The organism is Planomonospora sp. ID67723, assembly GCF_015711605.1.
Classification (GTDB): Bacteria; Actinomycetota; Actinomycetes; order Streptosporangiales; family Streptosporangiaceae; genus Planomonospora_A.
In genome coordinates, this window is the sequence record NZ_JABTEZ010000004.1 from 624,793 (window position 1) to 644,280 (window position 19,488).

Below are 19,488 nucleotides of genomic sequence, written 5' to 3' on the forward strand. Positions count from 1 at the left end.
TTGGCCGTCGGGGCGGAACCTCCCGGGCGCCACTCTCGTTGATCGTCCAGGCGCACCGCCTACGACGGGAGGCGCAGCATGGAACAGACATGGCGCGTAAGTCTCGCGCTGAGGATCGTTGGAGTCGGCCTGTTTCTGGTGCTGCTCGGGGTGCTCGCCTTCGTCGTCATGATCATAATCTCTGGGTTCGAGGTGGCCCCGGTCGCCTCCGTGCTCGGCCTGGTGGGGCTCGTCCCGCTGATGAGAGCACTCCTTGTGAAATGCCTGCTGGACAGCATCCGTCCCTGGATACGGCTGAACGGTGAGGTCGTGATCATCCGCAACCCGCTGTCGACCCACCGGATCCCCCTCGCCCAGATCGCGTCGATCTCGGCGCACGACGACGGCATCACGATCGAGACGCACGCCGGGAGGGTCATCTCGGCCTGGGCGGTGCAGAAATCGAACCTGGCGACATGGCTGGGGTGGCACACGCGTGCCGATCGTGTCGCTGACCGGCTCCGGGAGGTCGTGATCGCCGCCCGCTCCCAGCAGGGGCACCTCTCATGATCAGGTCAAACTTCGGCCACCTCGCCAGGCCGGCCTTGGAGAGCGTCATCGCCCTGATCGACGGCAGCGACAGGGTGAGGCCGTGTGCGCGGAGGCTCTCCCCGTAGCCAGCTCTGTCCTGAAACTCGCTCTAGTGCATGCCTGAGGCTTCACCGTGGACTGGAAGATCACCGATGTGGACGAGGCTGCGATCACCAAACTCCCGAGAATCCCTGGCAGACGGCCGTCCGCCAGGACGGGAAGATCCACCCGCAGGCCCAGGTCGCTGAGATGACCGGAATCGATCGCGCGTTCTGTGTCGGGAGGGTCGGCGTGCGGCGGCTCTCCCGGAGCGCCAGGTGAGCATCTGCTCGTAACGCTTGGCGACCATCGGAGCCGCCTGCCCGGTGATGACCTGGCGCCATTCGTCGGAGCTGTGGGCGACGGCGCGCACGCCGCGCCGACCGGGAAAGGGCGGAAGCGAGCCGGGCCCTTTGCCGTCGACGGATCTTGATCACAGGCGGGAGAGGAGGCTCCCCTCGCGGACGGCTCGGCGCCCTCTTCTCCGGGAGGGGCGGTGGATCGGATCATCCCCAGGTCGCATCCCGGGTTCCGTCTGTGGAATGACCTCATACCCCAAAAGATCATCCCGATAGGCCATAAAAGCGGACAAGCCGCTCTTTAGGTTTGGACCACATCGGGGCCACGGGGGCGGTATGAGGGGCGTGCGCAGCATACGCACGGTAATTGTGATCGCGGTGATCGCCGCTCTGGTGCTGCCGCTCGCGCTGCCGCTGGCCCAGACATACGAGCCGGGCGCGCTGTTGCAGGGTACGGCCGCGGCGGACAGCGGCAGGTCTTCCCTCCAGGTGGTTGCGCATCCCGACGACGATCTGCTGTTCATGAGCCCTGACCTGCTGCGGGGGATCGCCCGGGGGAGGAACACCGTCACGGTCTACCTGACTGCGGGGGAGGCCGTGGCCGGGCTGGAGGATGACCGCAACCCTGTCGGCTACATCGAGGACCGGGAGCGGGGCGTGCGGGCGGCCTACGCCTGGGTCGCCGGTTTCCGTGACCACTGGCGGCGCGAGACGACGAGCCTGGGCGGGGTCCGGGTAGCCGTGGACACGCTCGTGGAGCGGCCCCAAATCAAGCTGGTCTTCGCCCGGCTGCCCGACGGGGGCGACCCCCGCGCGGACGGTGGCCGGAACGCGCTGACGCGGTTGTGGACGGACCGGTCCGGTGCGGCCTGCGTGCACGCCATCGCCTCCGGCCCCGCCTGCCTGAGCCGGGCGGACGTGCTGGGCATGCTGCGCGCCGCGATACGGACCTTCAGGCCCGCCGTGCTGCGCAGCCTGGACCCGGCTCCGCCCGCCGGGAGGCGGCCCGACCATCCCGACCATGTCGCCGCGGCCCGGTTCGCCGACGAGGCGGCGCCTGCGGACATCGAGGTGATCTCCTACTCCGGTTACCCGATCACATCGCTGCCGCCGAATCTCGACCTCGCCGAGCGCGAGGTCAAGCGGCGGGCCTTCGCCTTGTACCGGCGGCACGACTACCGGGTCGCCGGGCCCGGCTACGATGCCTGGATCGGCCGGATGTACCGCAGTCCCGCGGGACGGGGGCCGGCGTGAGAGGGCCGGGCGGGCCTCCGGCGGCACGCGCCCGGACGGGCGCTGACAGTCGTACAGCCCCGCCCCGTCCGGGCGCGTACCGGTGCCGGAGCGGGGCCGTACGACGTCAGAAGGCCAGAACCGGCCGCGCTTCTGGGCCATCGCCTGCAGGCCGCCGCGCAGGGCCTGGTCGGCCGGGCGGGGTTGTCGGTGTAGCGGAACGTGAAGCGGCTGTGGGTGGGGGCAGACCGAGTACGCCGGAAAGGGCTAGCAGGGCCGGTCGCAGCTCTCACAAGCCTTGAGGGATGACGGTTCGCGTTCCGCGGCCGATGATGGGTCCTCATGGGGGAGGTTCAACGCGTCAGGCGCCGAGGTCGACTCCTCGCGAATGAACACGGCCAGCGCGGCGAAGACACGGAGGGCCTACAGCGCGCGGCATCACCGGTGCCGGTGTGACCGGGCCGAAGATGATGATCGTCTGCGGGCTTGCCGACCGGTAGGGGGTTCGGCCGTGTCGGACAGGACCAGGCGGACCCGGGTGCCGTGGCCAGGACGGCTGTCGATGTGCAGGCTCCCGCCGTGCATGTCGGCGATTCTCCGCACCAGAGCCAGGCCCACGCCGGTGCCACCGATCGCCTGCTGCTCGGCGGCACCGCCGCGGTAGAAGTCGTCGGAGACGTGGTCGAGATCCTGCGGGTCGATGCCGATGCCGGTGTCGGCGACCTCGATCGCCGGGGCCGGGCCGGCGGTGACGTCGATCCGGCCGCCGGGCGGGGTGAACTTGACCGCGTTGTCCAGCAGGTGGGCCAGCGCGTGCCGGATGCGACCGGCGTCGGCCCAGGCGATCACCTTGGTGGGGGCGTGTACGGTCACGGTCAGGTGCTCGGCGCGGCCCTGGGCGGTGATCGCCTCCACCGCCTCCCGGGCCAAGGCGGCCAGGTCGACGCGGGCCGGGGTGAAGGCGGCGTCGCCGGCGTTCAGGCTGGCCATCAGCAGCAGCTCGTCCAGGAGCTGGCCCAGCCGGGTGCTGTTGCGGTCGATGACTTCCAGGAAGCGGGCCTGCGTCACGGCGTCCAGATCGCCCTGGCGGATGAGCTGCAGGTAGCTGTGGATCGAGGTCAGCGGGGTGCGCAGTTCGTGGTTGACGGTGCGCAGGAACTGGTTTTTCACCTCGTCGATCTGGCGCAGGCGGCTGACCTGTTGTTGCTGCTGGGCGAGCAGGAGCTCGCGCTCCTCGGTGATCTGGCGGCGTTCGGTGACGTCGGTGGAGATGCCGTCGACCAGCAGTCGAGCGTCCTCGCCCTCGCCCTCGCGGCGGGGGATGCCCCGGGTCCAGATCCAGCGGGTGACGCCGTCCAGGCCGATGAGCCGATACTCCAGCTGGGCCCGCTCGCCGGAGATGAGCGTGGCGCAGTAGGCGCCGAAGGCGTCGCGGTCGCCGGGGTGGACGAAACGGAGCATGACGGCGATGAAGTCGTCGTCGGGATCCAGGTGCAGCCGTCCGCCGAACACGGTGGTGTGCTCGGTGTTGACGTAGACCGGGCGGGCGGTGCCGTCGGGCCGGACCTCGACGGTCCAGATCTTGTCGGTGAGCTGGTTGATGATCTGGTCGAACTGGCGGCGGCTCTCGGCCAGGGCGAGGGCGAGCTCCTCGGCGCGGCGGCGCTCCATGTACCGGCCCACATGGGCGCACACCCCGTCCAGCAGATCGGCCAGATCGTTGTCGGGTCGCTGGGGGTGGTCGGCGGCGAAGGCCAGCACGCCCAGGACCTGCTCGCCGCTGCGCACCGGCAGGGCCACAGCCGAGCGCAGGCCGGCCCGCAGCCCGGCCCGCACCCGGGGGCTGCTGGCCGGGTCGGCCGCCGTGTCCGCGACCCAGACCGGCTCACCGCGCTCCCAGGCCAGGCCGGGCAGCTCCTCCCCTCGAGCGAAGGCAGCCGGGTGGCCGCCGGTGAAGGCCGACAGGTCCCGGCCGGGCCTGCTCCAGGAACCGATGCGGGTCACGACGGCCCGGTCCTCATCGACCTGCCAGTACTCGCCGTAGGTCCAGCCGAGTGCGTCGGTGACCGCGGCGGCCACGCCGGCGGCGGCTTCCCGGCTGGAGGCGGCGTCGGCCAGCACCCGGGTGACGGCCTGCTGGGCCTCGCGCAGCAGGCCGATGCGGTGGGAGTCGGTGATGTCGTGGCCGGCCACCACCGCGCCCAGGCGGTGCCCCTCGGGAGTGTCGATGGGCCGGCCGTTGACCAGGAAGCGGCGCGGTCCGACATCGGTCGCGGCCACCACCTGCCAGCCGGTGAAGTACTCCCCGGCCCACGCCCGGGTCAGCGGCATCTCCTCGACCGTCAGCGGGGTCCGCCCGTCGGGGGCGTACAGCGGGTAGTTCTTCAGCCAGGAGCGCACGTCGGCTGGCGGAGTATCGGTGTGCAGGCTCTCACGCAGCGACCGGTTGATCACCAGTCTGCCGTTCTCGTCGCAGGCCATCACCGACACCTCCAGGCTGTCGAGCAGGGCGCGCAGAAAGATGCGCTCCTGCTGCCTGCGCGCGGCCCCCAGCGCGGCGTCGGCGCGGGCCAGCCGCAACGCGATCTCCGGCTCGATCAGGGCGGCCAGATCCTCCAGGATCTGCAACTGATCGCGATCCCAGGAGCGGGCCGTGGCATCGACCACGCACAACGCGCCGATCACCTGCGCACCGGGCGCGTTCAGCGGCACCCCGGCATAGGCCGCCAGCCCGTCGGTGTGCTCCACAAGATCGTGCCAGCGCCCGTCGCCGCAGGCATCGCCGATGACCAGTGGCGCGTCCTCGGCCACGACATGCCGGCACAGCGACCGCGCCAGGGGACTCTCCCGTACGGCCTGCGGGTCGGCCACCCCCGCCGTGCTGATGACGACCTGCCGGTCCTCGGTGATCAGTGACACCAGCGCGACCGGCACGTCCAGCAGCCGGGTCGCCATCTGGGTCACCCGGTCCAGCACCGGCACCGCCGGAGCATCCAGCAGACCGGTGGCGCGCAGCACACGCAACCGCTCTGGATCACCGATGCGGTCTCGATCACTCGTCCCCATGACGCACCACCCCTTATGCCTTTTCTACCCAGGTGAGGGATTTCATCGGCGGTCTTCTCGGCCGTCAGCGCGCCCAGCACACCCGGGGTTCCAAGGGCCGCAGGAGAGGGGTGAGCCGCGACGGCTACGATCCGGCCGCCCTCCGGTGCCTGCACCACGCGGGCCTGAATGTCCGGGGTGAACTTGCCGTGCCGTCCCATCAGCCCTGTCCTCCCGCCACCGGCGCCGCCAGGAGCTCCTGCGCGGCACTTCTTGCCGAGCTCGCCGTACGTCATGTCGTCGGGCTCGATGCGGTACCAGTTCTCATCGCCGTCCCACATGATCGGGGTGGAGTACTCGTAGCGGTCGGTGCGGATCCTCGGGGGCTCCAGGCCTCCGCAGGCCGGCACGCCGCCCCGGCCGGTGCGGGCGGGGACGCCTCAATCACCCCCGGCGGGATGCCTCCGATACCGTGCTGCGGTGGACGATGCGACGACCTCGACGACCTGGTGGCCCGATGCCCGGCACGTGGCCCAGGCCCTGGCCGGCGCGGGAGGAGTCGCCGCCATCCGCCGTTCGGGCCCCAGGCTCCCACAGCTCCCGCGGCCGGGTCGCGGTCATGACGGGGCCGGTGCCGCCGAGCCGGACGCCAGAGCCGCCTGCACGATGCGGATCGCCTCGCCCGCGTCGATGCCGACGCTGGCGATCACGGCCGCGTAGTCGGCGGCGGCCCGACGGGCCCGCTCCCGGCCGTCCTCGCCGGCGGCCGACACGAACGAGCCCGCCCGCCCCCGGGTTTCGATCAGCCCCGCCTCCTCCAGCTCCCGATAGGCCCGGCCGACCGTGTTGACGGCCAGGCCGGGCCGCTAACGCCACTGGCCGTTCGGTTGTTGCTCACGCCCCGTTCCGAAGCCGCCGACCCCGCTGACCTCCCCGCACTTTCCGGGCTCCCCAGCGCCCGATCCGGAACCGGATGCGTAACCGGGCCTCCGGGCAGGTCCTGACGACCAGTGTGACCTCCGTATCGAGGGCTGCCGGGCCGGGGGAACCGAACCGTTGCATCTCACGCGGAGACGGCCCTTCAAGCCTGGGACGGGCCCCTTTCCGGCGTACTCGCTCTGTCTCCGGAGAAGCGCGCGTGGCAAGATCGGGATAACGTGACGCCCTCTGGAGGAGATCGACGATGTCGATGGACCTGGGCACCACCTTCGACCGTCGCGCTGGCGTGGAAACGTTCCGCGAGAGGGAGGACGCGTGGCAGTGGCACGAGTACTGGTGGTCGGCCTCGATCCGGCCACGACCCCGGATTGGGACCCGGAGCCGGTCCAGGCGGCGATAGCCCGCGGTCAGGCCCGCTTCGACGATCATAATATTGAGGCCGACTGGTGTCTGGTGGCACTCGAGGAGAACCCCGAAGGAACGATCGTGCAGGCGCTGACCCGCAAAGACTACGCCTGCGTGGTGATCGGGGGCGGCATCCGCAAGCACGAGCCGTTGCTCGAATTCTTCGAGAAGGTGATCAACCTGGTCCGGCGGCACGCGCCCGACGCGGCCATCGCCTTCAACAGCAGCAGTCCTGAGGATTGCGCCGACGCGGCTTTGCGGTGGCTGCGATAGCCCGGCGAGGCAGGCGCCTCGGCCGGAACTTCCCAGGTCGGCTGCTGAGCGCGCCGGACGAATCCGCTGTCCGTTCTCAAACGGGCTGAGCCACGAGCCAGTTCGGCGCCTCCAAGGTGATCGGCTCCGACCTCACCCAGCAGTCCAAGTTGCCGGGCACGGGGTCGACGGGTCGCCTGCCGCTGTGCGCAAGGGCACGCGATCACGGTCGGCCAGCTGTATGCGGTCTCACCATCCTTCCGCTCTACGATCGGTGAAAAGCCGCACGGATCCAACGCCAAGCTCGCCATCGGCTGGAAGCTGTGGCTGGACGCCAAACAGCGCACTCGCCAGATCGTCACCTCCTGCACCGAGTCCTCCCGGTCGCTGCGCTCCAGCTCCCGCAGTGTGATCACCATCAAGACCCGCTTCAGCGGCTGGGGTGCCAAGGTCGCCCTGCCCGTCCCTTGATCGATGAGTTCTCCCCCGGTGCACCACGTCTGCCACATCGGTGACCGGGGGAAGCTCTTGAGCTGAGAGTCGCAATCCAGGCCTCAGCCGGTCATCTGCCGAAGGGGTCTGCTGACGAGCCCGATCAGGTGGCCCTCGGGATCACTGAACTTGCCCATGATCAGTCCTCCCATTACCTCATCCGGTCCCTGCATCCGGCTGCCACCAAGGCGCTCGGCCTGCGCGAGCGCGGCTTCCACGTCGTCCACCTCGACGTAGACGGTGACGTGGCCCTGGTATCCGTCGGCGCGGGACGGGCCGCGCCAGGTCGGCGAGGGCGTCTCCGGAACTTCGTATACGGCACCGCCGATACCGATGCCGTCGGCGTTGACGTTCTCGTCGCGGGTTACCACGCCGTATTGCGCCGGGTTGTTCGCGTCGATCCGCCAGGCGAACATCTCGGAGTAGAGCTTCCGAAGTGCATCGCCGTCCCTGCCCTCCACCTCGAAGTGGACCACAGCGTTTCCCGCAAGGGCCTCCCCGGCTCGTCGGTGGGCTGGTTTTGCGTAGCCTCACTGAGGTGGACCGGTTGGCCCGCCGAAACTCATCGCTTCAGCTGGCATGAGATTGCCGGTCGCGCATGCCGACCCGGCTGCGCCGGATCAGGTCCACCCCAACACCGGAGTGGGGTATGAGCTCGAACAGCGATGAGACACGCTTTAGCCACCGTCTATCGCACTTCCCTGATCTGAGCACCCATGGCCGGGGCCGTCGCCGGCCAAACTCGCTTTGCTCGCCCGCGAGGTCCTCGCGGAGTCGGACAGGCACCAGCGGAAGATCCACAGGACAGGCATTAGAAGGCATCAGGGGAGTACCGGACCGGATTTTGGCGCTGTTTCCCCGTCGGCAACGCGGCGTGCAGCCGGTCTCGACCCGCCCACTCACGGTGAGGCGACCGTTCTGGCCGTGGAGGCGCGCCCAGTGCCGCGGGAAAATCCGAGCGCGACCCGTCAGCGACATCGGCGGGCGTTGAGCCGGGCGGCCTGGCGCGTCAGGTGGTCGCGCTCGGCGAGGTTGGGTGCCTTGTGGGCGGCCTCGGCGTACAGCCGTGCCGCCGTCGCCAGGTCGCCGTCGCGTTCATGGAGGTACGCCGCCACCGCGGCGTGGCGGGGCAGTGAGGCGTCCAGCGCCGCGAGCGCCGCCAGGCCAGCGCGCGGTCCGTCGGCTTCCCCGACGGCGACCGCGCGGTTGAGCCGGACGACCGGGCTGTCGGTCAGGCGCGTGAGCTCGTCGTACCACTCGACGATCTGCACCCAGTCGGTCTCCTCGGCGGTGGGCGCGTCAGCGTGGAGCGCCGCGATGGCGGCCTGGGCCTGGAACTCGCCCAGTCGGTCACGGGCGAGGGCCGCCTGGAGGATCCCCACGCCCTCGGCGATCAACGCAGTGTCCCACCGGCCGCGATCCTGCTCGGCGAGCGGCACCAGGCTGCCGTCGGGCGCGGTCCGGGCGGCACGCCGGGCGTGGTGCAGCAGCATGAGGGCGAGCAGCCCGGCCACCTCGGGGTGGTCGATGCGGGCCGCGAGCTGCCGGGTGAGCCGGATGGCCTCGGCGGCGAGGTCGACGTCGCCGGAGTAGCCCTCGTTGAAGACGAGGTAGAGGACACGCAGCACGGTGGCGACGTCGCCGGGCCGGTCGAAGCGCACGCCGGAGACGGTGCGTTTGGCCCGGCTGATGCGCTGCGCCATGGTCGCCTCGGGCACCAGGTAGGCCTCGGCGATCTGGCGGGTGGTCAGCCCGCCGACGGCGCGCAGCGTGAGCGCGACCGCCGATGCCGGGGTCAGCGACGGGTGGGTGCACAGGAAGTAGAGCTGGAGCGTGTCGTCCACCGCGGGAGCCGGCCCGGGCGCAGGCTCCTCCTCGACGCGGTCCTCACGCCGGCGGCGGGCGGCGTCGGCGCGCGCCGCGTCGAGGAACTTGCGCCAGGCCACGGTGACCAGCCAGCCCTTGGCATCCCGCGGCGGGTCGGCCGCCCAGACCCGGAGTGCCTCCGTCAGAGCCTCCTGCACGGCGTCCTCGGCCGCCGCGAAGTCGGCTCCGCGGCGGACGAGGACGGTGAGCACGCTCGGCGTGAGGCTCCTGAGCAGGACCTCGTCCATGGGTGAGGTCACTCCGTGATGGTGGGCGGCGCGGTCAGGAACGGGCGCAGCTCCAGCCACTCGTGGATCGGCTTGCCGCCCGCCCCGGGGGCGGCCGACAGCTCCCCGGCCAGCTCGACGGCGCGCTCGTAGCTGTCGACGTCGATGATCATCCAGCCGGCGATGAGGTCCTTGGTCTCCGCGAACGGTCCGTCGGTGACCGGCGGGCGCCCTTCACCGTCGTAGCGGACCCACGCTCCCTCGGGGGCGAGTGCCTGACCGTCGACGAACTCGCCTGTCTTCTCCAGCCGGGCCGCGAAGTCGTTCATGTACTGCATATGGGCCGAGATCTCCTCCGGGCTCCACTGGTCCATCGGCACGTCGTTGACCGGAGCCGGGGCGCCGCGGTAGTGCTTCAGCAGCAGGTACTTGGCCATCGTGGTTCTCCTCGGTGCTCGTGCGGCCCATTGTGGCCGCGTTCACCCCGGGGACGGAGCCGGACACGGGTTCTCGACATCGCCGTCCGATTATTCGGCTCTCGTGGATGAGCCCGGGTGAGCCCTCTCGCAGTGTCCGGGTCCACAGCGTGGCGCGAGGGCGAGAGCGTGGAAGGTGGCACCGGCCAAAGACCTGAGTCAGGCGTCGGGGGTGTGTCAGCCGGTTCAGCTACGACCGGACCCGCGGCAGGGTCACGCCAAGGTTGTCGAAATACTCCAGCGCCGCGGCGCCGTCGCCGGCCTGCGCGCAGGCAGGCGACCGCGTCGTCGAGCCGTTGCGCCGCGGCGGCGAAGTGCTCGGCTTTCCACTGCATGGCGGGAGTTTAGGACCTGCGATGACCGTCGGTGTCGACGCGGTCGTGGGTCTCGGTGATCTCCTGCAGGGATCATCAGGACAGAAGAGGTCCCGTCCGCGGGTCTGTCCCGTAATCGGCTCTGTCCCGTAATCGGTGGTGACGCTGGGTGATCTTCACTGCAGCAGGATGCGGTAGCGCAAAAGGTCGAATCCGGCCCGTCCGTGCATCTGTCTCATGATCCGCTTCGCACGGGTGTTCACGCCTTCGGTCCGGCCGTTGTGGTACGGAAGGGTGAGACCGGCATTCACCGCGGCGCGGTCGAGTTCCAGTCCGTTGGCGAAGCCGTGCAGGTGGGGCAGGTCAGCGGCGCGGACGGCGGTGATCCAGGCGGTGAGCTTGGCGTCGTTGCCTTCGGCCGGGGTGAGGAGTGCGGCGAAGCCGCGGACATGGCCGGCGAGTTCGGTCAGTTCGGGGCAGGCGACCGTGAGCTCCCGCAGCAGCCGGGTGTCGCTTTCCCGCAGCCGCTCGGGATGGGTGAGCAGCAGACGGGCCAGGCGGCGCGGGGTGATGACGGGCCGCTCTCCTTCGGCTCGGCCTTGGGTGATGTAGCGGTAGAGCAGGTTGAGGCTGCCGGTGTAGCCGAGTTCTTTGATCTCCCGAAACAGGTGCAGGACTGCAACGGCAGGGTCGGCGGCGCGCCGCTGGCGCAGGTGATCGCGGTAAGGATCGACCAGAGTGGGCCGGTAGCGCGGAGCCCGGCGTAAAGCCTCGGGTTCGCGGGTGCGGGCGTAGCGCTTGACGGTGCCCAGGGACAGGTTCAGGCGGCGGGCGCACTCCAGGAGGCCGACGCCCTTGCCCAGCAGGGCGTGGATCTGCTGCCAACGCTCGCGGGTGCTCTGTTCGCGGACGCCGGCGGGCCGGGACGGGTTGATCGTGGCCCAGCAGGCGCTGTGGGACCGAACCTCAGCGAGGGTCTTGTCGCACAGGTTCGCCCACAGGTGCCATCGGTCGCCGACCTGCACCGCATCCGGCAGGGCGCGTCGAACCGCCTCACCATAGGCGCCCGACCCGTCGCGGCAGACGATCTCCACCCCAGGGTGGGAGCGCAGCCACAGCTCCAGGACTTCGGCACCGCGGCCGGGCAGCACGTCGATCCGCTCGCCGGTCTCGGCGTTGATGAGGATGGTGGCATAGCGGTGGCGGCGTTTGAGCGCGAAGTCATCGACGCCCAGAACGCGCGGGATCCGCAGCGGTGGCAGCGGCAGCCGCATCAGTAGTCGCAATGCCGTGGACTTGGAGACCGTCACGGCCAGGACCGTCGAGAGCCGGGCAGCCGCCCGGCCGGCCAGCTCTTTGACCACGGCGCTCAGTTGTCCGGTGAGCCTGCTTGTTCGACGCTGGTAGCGCTCGAGCAGCCCGGGCACCTGCTCGCGGAATGTCTGCCGAGGGTATTCCCGCGCTGGGCAGAGCAGACGCCGTACCTGCAGTGACACCACCACTCGCCGTCCGTCGACCGGGAGGTCGGTGATCGTCCGGCCGCAGTAGCCGTGCACTCGACCGGTCAATGCCCCGCACACCGGGCAGGGGACCGGCTCGTCGCGGGTACGGGCCACGATCCGGATGAGGTCGCCTTCGTCCTCTACGTCCTTGATGACCAGGGCAGACAGTCCTGAGAACACCACACCTACCAGATCGTTGATCTTCAGCACGCCTCAGGCTGGCAGGTGATCGCTCTGCGCTACCACCGATTACGGGACAGAGCCTAGACAACGGCGTACTTCGATCTTGATTAGTTATCGGGTGGTCGGGGTCAGGCGGCCGTCGAAAGTGACGGCGAAGGCGTTCGGCGCGGCCTTCCAGCGGGTGACCCAGCGTTTGCGGCCCTTGCCGGTCGGGTCCAGGCTCATGATCGCCATGTAGACGCACTTGACGCGGCGGCCTCGGTCGGGGCGGTGCGGACGGGCTTGAGGGCCTTGGCGATGGCATCCCAGTGCTGGCGGGCGGCATAGCGGAAGCTCGCGCGCAGCAGGTGCACCACGCAGGTTTGGACGACGGTCTGGGGCCAGACGCTCCCGATGACCTGCGGCATGCTGGTTGGATACGGCACATGACCGATGCAACCATGGAGCAGATGCGAGCCTTGGCCGAACGGGGAGGTCTGGCCGATCGATGGCCCGAGATGCAGGCCGCAGCACTGCCCGCGTTCGCGGCGGATGTCGTGCCCGGTGGTCCGCCCCTGCCTGCCGGTAGCCGCCTGGGTGGCAGGCCTGCCCTGCCCGACTCCGGTCACTGGCCCACCGTCGGCGGCGAGGCGCTGACTTTCGTCGGCCAGCTCGATCTCGGTGCCTTCGACGCGTCGATCGTCGGTCTGCCTCCCGTCGGCCTGCTCGGTTTCTTCGTCGGGATCGATGAGCCGGCCGCGAACGTCGTACACGCGATCCGGTATTTTCCCGATGCGTCGCGCTTACGGGAGTGCGCGCCCCCGGTTGCCCGATTCCACAACGACGAGCTGACCGGTTTTCCCGCCTGCGCATTGCGAGTGCAGGCGACGGTGAGTCTGCCGCAACAGCTGCTGTGGGACCTGGGTGATCTCGGTGAGCGCCTGCGGAGGCTGCCCCACCCCGCTCCTTCCGGCCTCGACGGCCGCAGCCGCATCGGCGGCCATCCTCAAGACGGCACCGGCCGGGACGCGTACCTGTGCGTGTCGGGCCGTGAATCCATCCTGTTCCACTGGCACAAAACCGTGCAGGAGCTGCAGGCCGAGCGATCGCGACGGCCCGAAGGAGGAGTCGATGGCCCAGGCGCCCACAGCCGGGTGGTGGACGACCTGGAATGGTTCGTCGCAGGGCGTCGGGAGCACGACGAGGAGATCGGGCACTGGCGTGTCCTGTTCTCGGTCGACTCGCACCAGGCGGCCGACATGGTGTGGTGGGACGCCGGTCAGCTCGACTTCCTCATCGACGGGCGAGACTTGGCCCGTGGCCGTTTCGACCGCACCTACGCCTGCATCGTCTCGTCCTGAGCGGTGACTCGGGGCGACTCCGCCGGTGTCCGGGCAAGGCCTTCGGCACTGTGCCGCCCAGGACGCAGCCCACGACGGCGGCCTCATCGTCGGTGCCGTTCGTTACCGTCGAAATCCGGCGCACGCAATGGTCGGCGCATCGACGGGGCCGAGAGCAGACCGTCCTCAGCCGAGCCTGAGGACGGTCTCGTCTATGTCGCCGCCCCGGCCGTGCGCGTAGGACGATTCGGTGCCGACGACGTGGAACCCGGCCTTGGCCAGGACGCGGAGGGAACCGGTGTTGTCGCTCGCCGCCCGGGCGAACAAGGGCCGGGTCGCGGTCTGTGCCAGGAACAACGACAGAGCCCGGCTGGCGATCCCCTGGCCCCAGACGCTGCGGTCCAGCCAATAGGTGATCTCCCTATCGCCTTCCACCACGAAGCTGGCGATCGTGCCGACGAGGTCCCCGTCCCTGGTGATTGCGCGCTGGCACACCTCAGGATCGCCGAGCACCTTCCTCATATGCGCCGTGAACGCGGCCCGGTCGTCGGGGTCGGCAGCGGTGAAGGCCGCCATCTTCACCGACTCGGGATCACGCATCATCTCGAAGATCTGATCGTGGTCGGCGTCTTCCACCGGTCGCAGGTGAATGGTGGTCATCACGCTCCTTCGTAGACCCTTGCATATAATATGCTTGTGCATACTATATCGAGGACGGATCTCGGAGCGGTCCTGCTGCCGGTGTGGAAGGCCGTGCTCGCCATGGAGGTCGGCAATGCTCGACGGCACGGGCTGACCCACTGGGGCTACATCATCCTCGTCGCCGTCAAGGACCGCCCTGGCACCAATCAGGCCGATCTCGCCAAGGCGATCGGGCATGACAAGAACCGCATCGTCCGTGACATCGATGCGCTGGAGAAGGAGGGCCTGCTCCGGCGTACCCCTGACCCGGCCGATCGCCGGGCCAACCGGCTCCACCTGACCCGAACCGGTCGGCGCCGCGCCGTCGAGGCGCAAGCCGACCTGCACAAGCAGGAAGATCTGTACCTATCCTCGCTCGCCACCAGCCAGCAGGTGGCATTCATCGAGACGCTGCGCACGCTCGCCTCGGCACGCAGGCCAGATTAGAGGCGTGCGCGTCCGGCTCAAGAACTCCCAGACACCCTGGTGCGTGGATCATCTATCCGCGCCGCCTCACCGGCCGGCGAGCCTGTCCGCCTGAAGACTGCGGTGGCATCTGGGGCTACGACTGTCTCCTGGAGATCCTCGCCGATCCCGAGCATGAAGAGCACGAGGATCGTCTGGAATGGCTCGGCCTCGACTCCGCCGCCTTCGACCTGGCCCGGATGGACACCGCCCTGTCCGGCCTGGCAGCCGTTCTCATCAAGGACTGAGGAGTCCTGCCCGTCGGCGCGCACCCTCGCAGGATCGACGCGGCGCAGCGCCAGGTGTACTGACCTGGGAGTCAGGCGCGCGGCTGGCGGGCGGATCGGGTGCGCGGATGGTGAGACACATCCCTTCCGCAAAAACGGATATATAACCATAAACAGGATCATGTGGCGAAGATGGAGAAGGGACGAGATCATGGCGGCACCCGCGCCGGCACCCTCACCCGGACCGCATCCGCCCGGCTCCGCTGAGAGCCGGCGCAGGAGCAACTGGGCCGTAGGCCCGCTGCTCGCGGTCGGCTACGTGATCGCGTTTCTCGCCCTCGCCGTCATCGGGCTCAGTTCCTATGCGCGTATCGGCTCTCTGCAGGAGGACCTGCGCTGGGTCGAGCACACCAATCGGGTTCTCGGCCGGATCGGGGCCGTCGGTGAACTGGTCAAGGACGCCGAGCGGGGCCAGCGCGGTTACATCATCACCGGGCAGGACCGCTACCTGGAGCCCTACCGGCAGGCGGTCGGGCAGATCGACGACGAGCTTGCGGCTCTGCAGCGGATGACCGCCGGAAACCCCCGCCGGCAGGAGACGCTGGGACTGCTGCGCCAGGCGACCCAGGCGAAGCTCGACACAGCGACCGAGATGATCCGTCTCCGCCGGGAGGAGGGCTTCGAGGCCGCGCAAGCCGCCGTCATGACCGGTCGCGGCCAGCAGGCCATGGCCCGCTTCCAGACCTTGCTGAACCAGATACGACAGGAAGAGGCGCGCCTGCTCGAGCAGCGCGAGCGTGCCGGCGATGCCAGCGCCGCCGACACCCGAACTCTCATCCTGTGGGGCTCGCTGTGCTCGGCCCTGCTGGTGGGCGCCTGCGCGTGGTGGACGACGCGCAAGGTGACCTCCTCCGCGGAGGAGGTCACCGCCGCCGCCCGACGTGTCGCGGCCGGCGATGTGAGCCGCCCCGCCGAGGTGAGCGAACCGCTGGAGATGGCCGAGATGGCCGAGGCGGTCAACGGTTCAGTCCAGGTCATCGCCCAGGCCCGGGACGAGGCGCTCGCGGCGGCGGCGGCCAAGGCGTCGTTCCTGGCGACCATGAGCCACGAGATCCGCACTCCCATGAACGCCGTCATCGGCATGACGGACCTGCTGCTGGACACCGAGCTCGACCCCGACCAGTACGAACTCGTCGAGACCGTGCGCAACAGCGGCGAGGCCCTGCTGGCCGTCATCAACGACATCCTGGACTACTCCAAGATCGAGGCCGGTCAGCTCGAACTCGACGACGAACCGTTCAACGTGCGGGAGTGCCTGGAGAGCACGCTCGCCCTGATGGCGCTGGCAGCCGAGAGCAAGGGCCTCGAGCTGGTCGGGGACATCGCCCCCGACTGTCCCCGGACGCTGCGCGGCGACATGACGAGGCTCCGGCAGATCGTGGTCAACCTGCTCAGCAACGCGGTGAAGTTCACCGACACCGGAGAGATCGTCGTCACCGTGGAGGGGGAGCGGCTCTCGGAGCGGGACGACGGGCCGGTCCGCCTCCAGGTAGCGGTCCGGGACACCGGGATCGGCATTCCCGCCGACCGGATGGACCGGTTGTTCCGGTCGTTCAGCCAGGCGGACTCCTCGACCACCCGGGTCTACGGCGGCACCGGCCTCGGCCTGGCGATCAGCAAGCGGCTGGCCCGGGCCATGGGCGGCGACCTGACGGTCGAAAGCCAGGTCGGCGTCGGCTCGACCTTCACGCTGACCGCGGTGCTGACCGGCCACCCCGAGCATCCGGAACCCGGGCCGCCGCCCACCACCGTGGAGCTCGCCGGACGCTCGGCTCTGGTCGTGGACGACAACGCGACCAACCGGCACGTGCTGCGGCTGCAGCTGACCAACTGGGGCATGGAATGCACCGACGTCGGCTCGCCCGGTGAGGCGGTGGAACTCCTCGCCGCCGGCCGCGCCTACGACGTCGCCCTCCTGGACATGCACATGCCGGAGATGAACGGCGAGCAGCTGGCCGCCGCCCTGCGTGACCTCACGGCCGGCGGGGACCTGCCGATGGTGCTGCTGACGAGCGTGCACTGGCGTGCCAAAGGCGGGCAGCAGGCCCTGTTCGACGCCGTGCTCACCAAACCCGCCCGCAGCACCGTGCTGCGGGAGAAGCTGGCGGACGCGATCGCGCGCAGGAAGGCCCCGTCGCCCGGGGCGGAGGCGGCCGCCGGCCGGCGTGAGGAGGCCGAACCCGGTCAGGCGGCCAGGCACGGCGTGCTGAACGTGCTCCTGGCCGAGGACAACCCGGTCAACCAGAAGGTCGCCCAGTTCATGCTGGGCAGGCTCGGCCACCGCGTCGAGACGGTCGGCAACGGCGCAGAGGCTCTGGAGGCGGTACGGCGCGCCTCCTACGACGTGATCCTCATGGACGTGCACATGCCGGAGATGGACGGGCTGGAGGCGACCCGGCGGATCCGCGCCGAGCAGTTCGAGGCCCCGCCGTACATCGTGGCGCTGACGGCCAGCGTTCTCGGCGAGGACCAGGAGGCCTGCCGGGCCGCCGGCATGGACGACTACCTGGCCAAGCCGGTGCGCGCACACGAACTGGAAGAACTCCTCGAGCGGCTGCGGCCCGCGGAGCCCGCCCCCGGCACGGGGGCTGTGCCCGGGAGCACCCCGGACAGGCGGCCGGAGGAGCGGGCCGGACAGGCGGAGCCGACAGCCGGGGCCGGTCCGGAGCGGGCGGATGAGAAGCCTTCCGACACGGAGCGACCCGCGGCGGCCGGCCCGGAAGCAGCGCAGGAGGAGACCGGGGCGCCGGCCCGGGAGACCGCCATCAGGAACCGCTTCGAGGAACTGGCCGGTCCGGACGCGGGGCAGGACGACTGGGAGATGGTCGACTATCTCGCCACCTCCTTCGTCAGCAAGGCCCCGACCGCCGTCGAGGAGCTGGCGGAGGCCGTCGGCAGGGATGACGCCAAGGACGTGGAGGAGCAGGCGCACAGCCTGAAGGGCTCGGCCGTCAACATGGGCGCCACCGCCCTGGCGGAGCTGTGCGCCCGGCTGGAGGCGCAGGGCAGGACAGGACGGCTCTCCGAAACCGCCGGCACACTGCGTGAGATCAGGCAGGAGCTCGATCTCGTCCGCGGCACGATCGAGACCCTGCAGCCCGAGATCGAGGAGCGGGCGCACCTCGCGGCGGATCGGTCGCAGTGACCGGGTGCGGAACGGCCGGGCGGTCCGGTCGCCGGATGTCTCGGCGTGGGCCGTGGACGGCGTGCGCGGCGGTGCCCCCGTGTGCGGATCAGTCTGCCGCACCGGTGTCCGGCCGCGTACCGTGCCCGCGCAGCAGCGGGTGGGTGCGCATCGCCACCTCCAGCTCGCCGGGCAGCTCGTCGCGGTAGCGGCCGAGCGTCGCCAGGTCGCTGTGACCCAGCACGCGCCGTACCGCGTCCATGTCCACCGCGTCGGCCAGCAGGTGGGTGGCGGTCGTGTGGCGCAGGCCGTGCGGCGTCACCGATCGGCGCCGGTCCGGGTCGACCCGCCGCTGCACCCGGTCGATCACGGCCTGGACGTCCCCCCGGGCCAGTCGCTTGCCCCGCCACGACAGCAGCAGCGCCTTCTCCGAAGTCTCCGGCCGTCCTCGGGCCAGGTAGACCTCCAGCATCCGCGCCACGTCACCGGGCAGCGGCACGTCTCGGGTCCCGCCGCCCTTGCCGAAGATCCGCCAGTAGCGCACTCCGTCGTTGGTGTAGAAGTCCTCGAGGTTGGCGCGGACCAGCTCCGAGACCCGCGGTCCGACGGTCGACAGCAGCAGCACGATCAGCGCGTCCCGCAGCTCGGTGCGCTGGTCGCGCCGTCTGGCCCCGCGCTCGCCCGGAGACGGGGCGGGCGCACCGCCGTCCTCGCCCAGGGCCCGTGCCGCGCCGATCAGTCCCTGGGCCTGCTCGCGGGTCAGCGCACGCCGCTCCGGCCGCAGCCCGCCGCGTTCGCGAGCCGTCACCGTCGCCGCCGTCATCGGGTTGATCTGCACCCAGCCCGCCAGTGCCGCGTGCTTGAACAACGCCGAGACCGACCGGCGGAAGCGGGCCTGTGAGGACGGCGACTGCGCCGGTCCCGCGGCGGCTTCCGGGCGGGAGGCCGCCGGTGCGCCGTCACGCGGCCGGGCCCGCCGCCCGTCGGGCCTGCGCGCGAAGGCGAGCAGGACCGCGTCGACGTCCTCGCCGGTCAGGTCGTCCAGCACCCGGCCTGCGCCGGCCAGCTCCACGAACGTCACCACGTCGCGGGCGTAGACCTCCGCGGTGGCCGGTGACAGTGCACCTGTCGAGGTCTTCGCCCGGATCAGCTCCACGTAGCGGTCGGCCGACTCCTGGACGGTGAGGCGATTGAGATCCGCGGGTCGCATGGGGGCGGGGGTGTCCTTTCTCGCTTCGCACGAACGTACCGCGCGGCACCGACAAGGACACTCCGGCAACCGCCCGGGGCGGGGAGTTCAGCGGCCGTGCCCCCCGAAGACGCGCATCAGGCCGGACAGGCCCAGGGCGAGCCCCGCGCGCTCGGCGGGGGTGAGCGCCTCCAGCAGGGCGGCGTGCGTGCGCCGGAACTCCTGGCCGATCCGCTCGGTGGCGTCCTGCCCCTGCGGGGTGAGACGCAGCCGGTAGAAACGCCGGTTGGCCGGGTCACGCTCACGCGACAGCCAGCCCCGCCCTTCCATGCCCGCGGCGAGCCGGCTCACGGTGCTCTTCTCCAGGCCGAGCCGGGCGGCCAGTTCCTGCTGTGACAGTGTGCCCGCCTCTCCCAGCTCGCCGAGGGCGAACACCTCCGACAGGGAGGCCCGCAGCCCGCCGTACTCCTGCGGTTCGAGCAGCCCGCCCACGCGCACCAGCAGTTTCATCAGACGGCGAAGGTCGTCGTCGGGGAATCCGCTCCCATGAGTTGTGTCGTACAACTATCAGTCCTATGCTC

16 protein-coding genes and 1 pseudogene are annotated in these 19,488 nt (G+C 70.3%); 8 read left to right on the forward strand and 9 right to left on the reverse strand.

The features are described 5' to 3' along the window. The first annotated feature begins 78 nt into the window (after positions 1–78). Both HS041_RS29635 and HS041_RS29640 read left to right on the forward strand, forming a co-directional pair. Positions 79–549 (forward strand): hypothetical protein, encoded by a 471-nt coding sequence (locus HS041_RS29635; protein WP_196444113.1) that lies wholly within the window; start codon positions 79–81, stop codon positions 547–549. A 704-nt stretch (positions 550–1,253) separates the two neighbouring features. Beyond that, a complete protein-coding gene (locus tag HS041_RS29640) occupies positions 1,254–2,162 on the forward strand; it encodes a PIG-L family deacetylase (RefSeq protein WP_196444114.1) in 909 nt (302 codons plus the stop codon). A 417-nt stretch (positions 2,163–2,579) separates the two neighbouring features. Here HS041_RS29640 and HS041_RS29645 read toward each other — a convergent pair whose 3' ends face one another. After that, the gene (locus tag HS041_RS29645; RefSeq protein ID WP_196444115.1) at positions 2,580–5,207 is read right to left on the reverse strand and encodes a GAF domain-containing protein; all 2,628 of its coding nucleotides are present in this window, start codon (positions 5,205–5,207) and stop codon (positions 2,580–2,582) included. Between the two features lie 459 nt (positions 5,208–5,666). Between HS041_RS29645 and HS041_RS29650 the strand changes: the two genes are divergently transcribed. Together HS041_RS29650 and HS041_RS29655 are read left to right on the forward strand one after the other, a co-directional pair. Next, positions 5,667–5,906, forward strand: a complete 240-nt coding sequence (locus HS041_RS29650; RefSeq protein ID WP_196444116.1) for a hypothetical protein — start codon at positions 5,667–5,669, stop codon at positions 5,904–5,906. A 534-nt stretch (positions 5,907–6,440) separates the two neighbouring features. Further along, on the forward strand, positions 6,441–6,803 hold the full coding sequence (locus tag HS041_RS29655; protein ID WP_196444117.1) for a hypothetical protein: 363 nt from the start codon (positions 6,441–6,443) through the stop codon (positions 6,801–6,803). 533 nt (positions 6,804–7,336) lie between these two features. On the opposite strand, the gene HS041_RS29660 is transcribed toward HS041_RS29655, so the two are convergent. From HS041_RS29660 to HS041_RS38850, 5 genes and pseudogenes are all read right to left on the reverse strand, one after another. Then, positions 7,337–7,750 (reverse strand): VOC family protein, encoded by a 414-nt coding sequence (locus tag HS041_RS29660; protein WP_196444118.1) that lies wholly within the window; start codon positions 7,748–7,750, stop codon positions 7,337–7,339. Positions 7,751–8,242: 492 nt separating this feature from the next. Next, positions 8,243–9,388 carry an RNA polymerase sigma factor gene (locus HS041_RS29665; protein ID WP_196444376.1) on the reverse strand — a complete coding sequence of 382 codons (1,146 nt, stop codon included), beginning with the start codon at positions 9,386–9,388 and terminating at the stop codon, positions 8,243–8,245. A gap of 8 nt (positions 9,389–9,396) precedes the next feature. After that, positions 9,397–9,804: a YciI family protein gene (locus HS041_RS29670; RefSeq protein WP_196444119.1), complete on the reverse strand. Its 408-nt coding sequence runs from the start codon at positions 9,802–9,804 to the stop codon at positions 9,397–9,399. Positions 9,805–10,333: 529 nt separating this feature from the next. After that, complete coding sequence (locus HS041_RS29675; RefSeq protein ID WP_501224836.1) at positions 10,334–11,869, reverse strand: ISL3 family transposase; 1,536 nt, start codon at positions 11,867–11,869, stop codon at positions 10,334–10,336. 84 nt (positions 11,870–11,953) lie between these two features. Beyond that, positions 11,954–12,249: pseudogene (locus tag HS041_RS38850) on the reverse strand (transposase); the annotation flags it as partial. Between the two features lie 18 nt (positions 12,250–12,267). Here HS041_RS38850 and HS041_RS29685 point away from each other — a divergent pair. Next, positions 12,268–13,182, forward strand: coding sequence for a DUF1963 domain-containing protein (locus HS041_RS29685; RefSeq protein ID WP_196444121.1), 915 nt, complete (start codon positions 12,268–12,270; stop codon positions 13,180–13,182). A 165-nt stretch (positions 13,183–13,347) separates the two neighbouring features. On the opposite strand, the gene HS041_RS29690 is transcribed toward HS041_RS29685, so the two are convergent. After that, complete coding sequence (locus tag HS041_RS29690; protein ID WP_196444122.1) at positions 13,348–13,821, reverse strand: GNAT family N-acetyltransferase; 474 nt, start codon at positions 13,819–13,821, stop codon at positions 13,348–13,350. A gap of 102 nt (positions 13,822–13,923) precedes the next feature. Here HS041_RS29690 and HS041_RS29695 point away from each other — a divergent pair, with 102 nt between their 5' ends. The 3 genes from HS041_RS29695 to HS041_RS29705 all read left to right on the forward strand — a co-directional run bounded on the left by HS041_RS29695 (position 13,924) and on the right by HS041_RS29705 (position 17,739). Beyond that, on the forward strand, positions 13,924–14,289 hold the full coding sequence (locus tag HS041_RS29695) for a MarR family winged helix-turn-helix transcriptional regulator (RefSeq protein WP_230879980.1): 366 nt from the start codon (positions 13,924–13,926) through the stop codon (positions 14,287–14,289). 107 nt (positions 14,290–14,396) lie between these two features. Continuing rightward, entirely contained in the window at positions 14,397–14,555 is a 159-nt protein-coding gene (locus HS041_RS40550; protein WP_374058893.1) for an IS1096 element passenger TnpR family protein, read from the forward strand. A 190-nt stretch (positions 14,556–14,745) separates the two neighbouring features. Further along, positions 14,746–17,739: a hybrid sensor histidine kinase/response regulator gene (locus tag HS041_RS29705; RefSeq protein ID WP_196444124.1), complete on the forward strand. Its 2,994-nt coding sequence runs from the start codon at positions 14,746–14,748 to the stop codon at positions 17,737–17,739. Between the two features lie 88 nt (positions 17,740–17,827). On the opposite strand, the gene HS041_RS29710 is transcribed toward HS041_RS29705, so the two are convergent. Next, positions 17,828–18,928, reverse strand: a complete 1,101-nt coding sequence (locus HS041_RS29710) for a tyrosine-type recombinase/integrase (protein ID WP_196444125.1) — start codon at positions 18,926–18,928, stop codon at positions 17,828–17,830. Between the two features lie 87 nt (positions 18,929–19,015). Continuing rightward, on the reverse strand, positions 19,016–19,471 hold the full coding sequence (locus HS041_RS29715) for a MarR family winged helix-turn-helix transcriptional regulator (protein WP_196444126.1): 456 nt from the start codon (positions 19,469–19,471) through the stop codon (positions 19,016–19,018). Positions 19,472–19,488 lie beyond the last annotated feature (17 nt).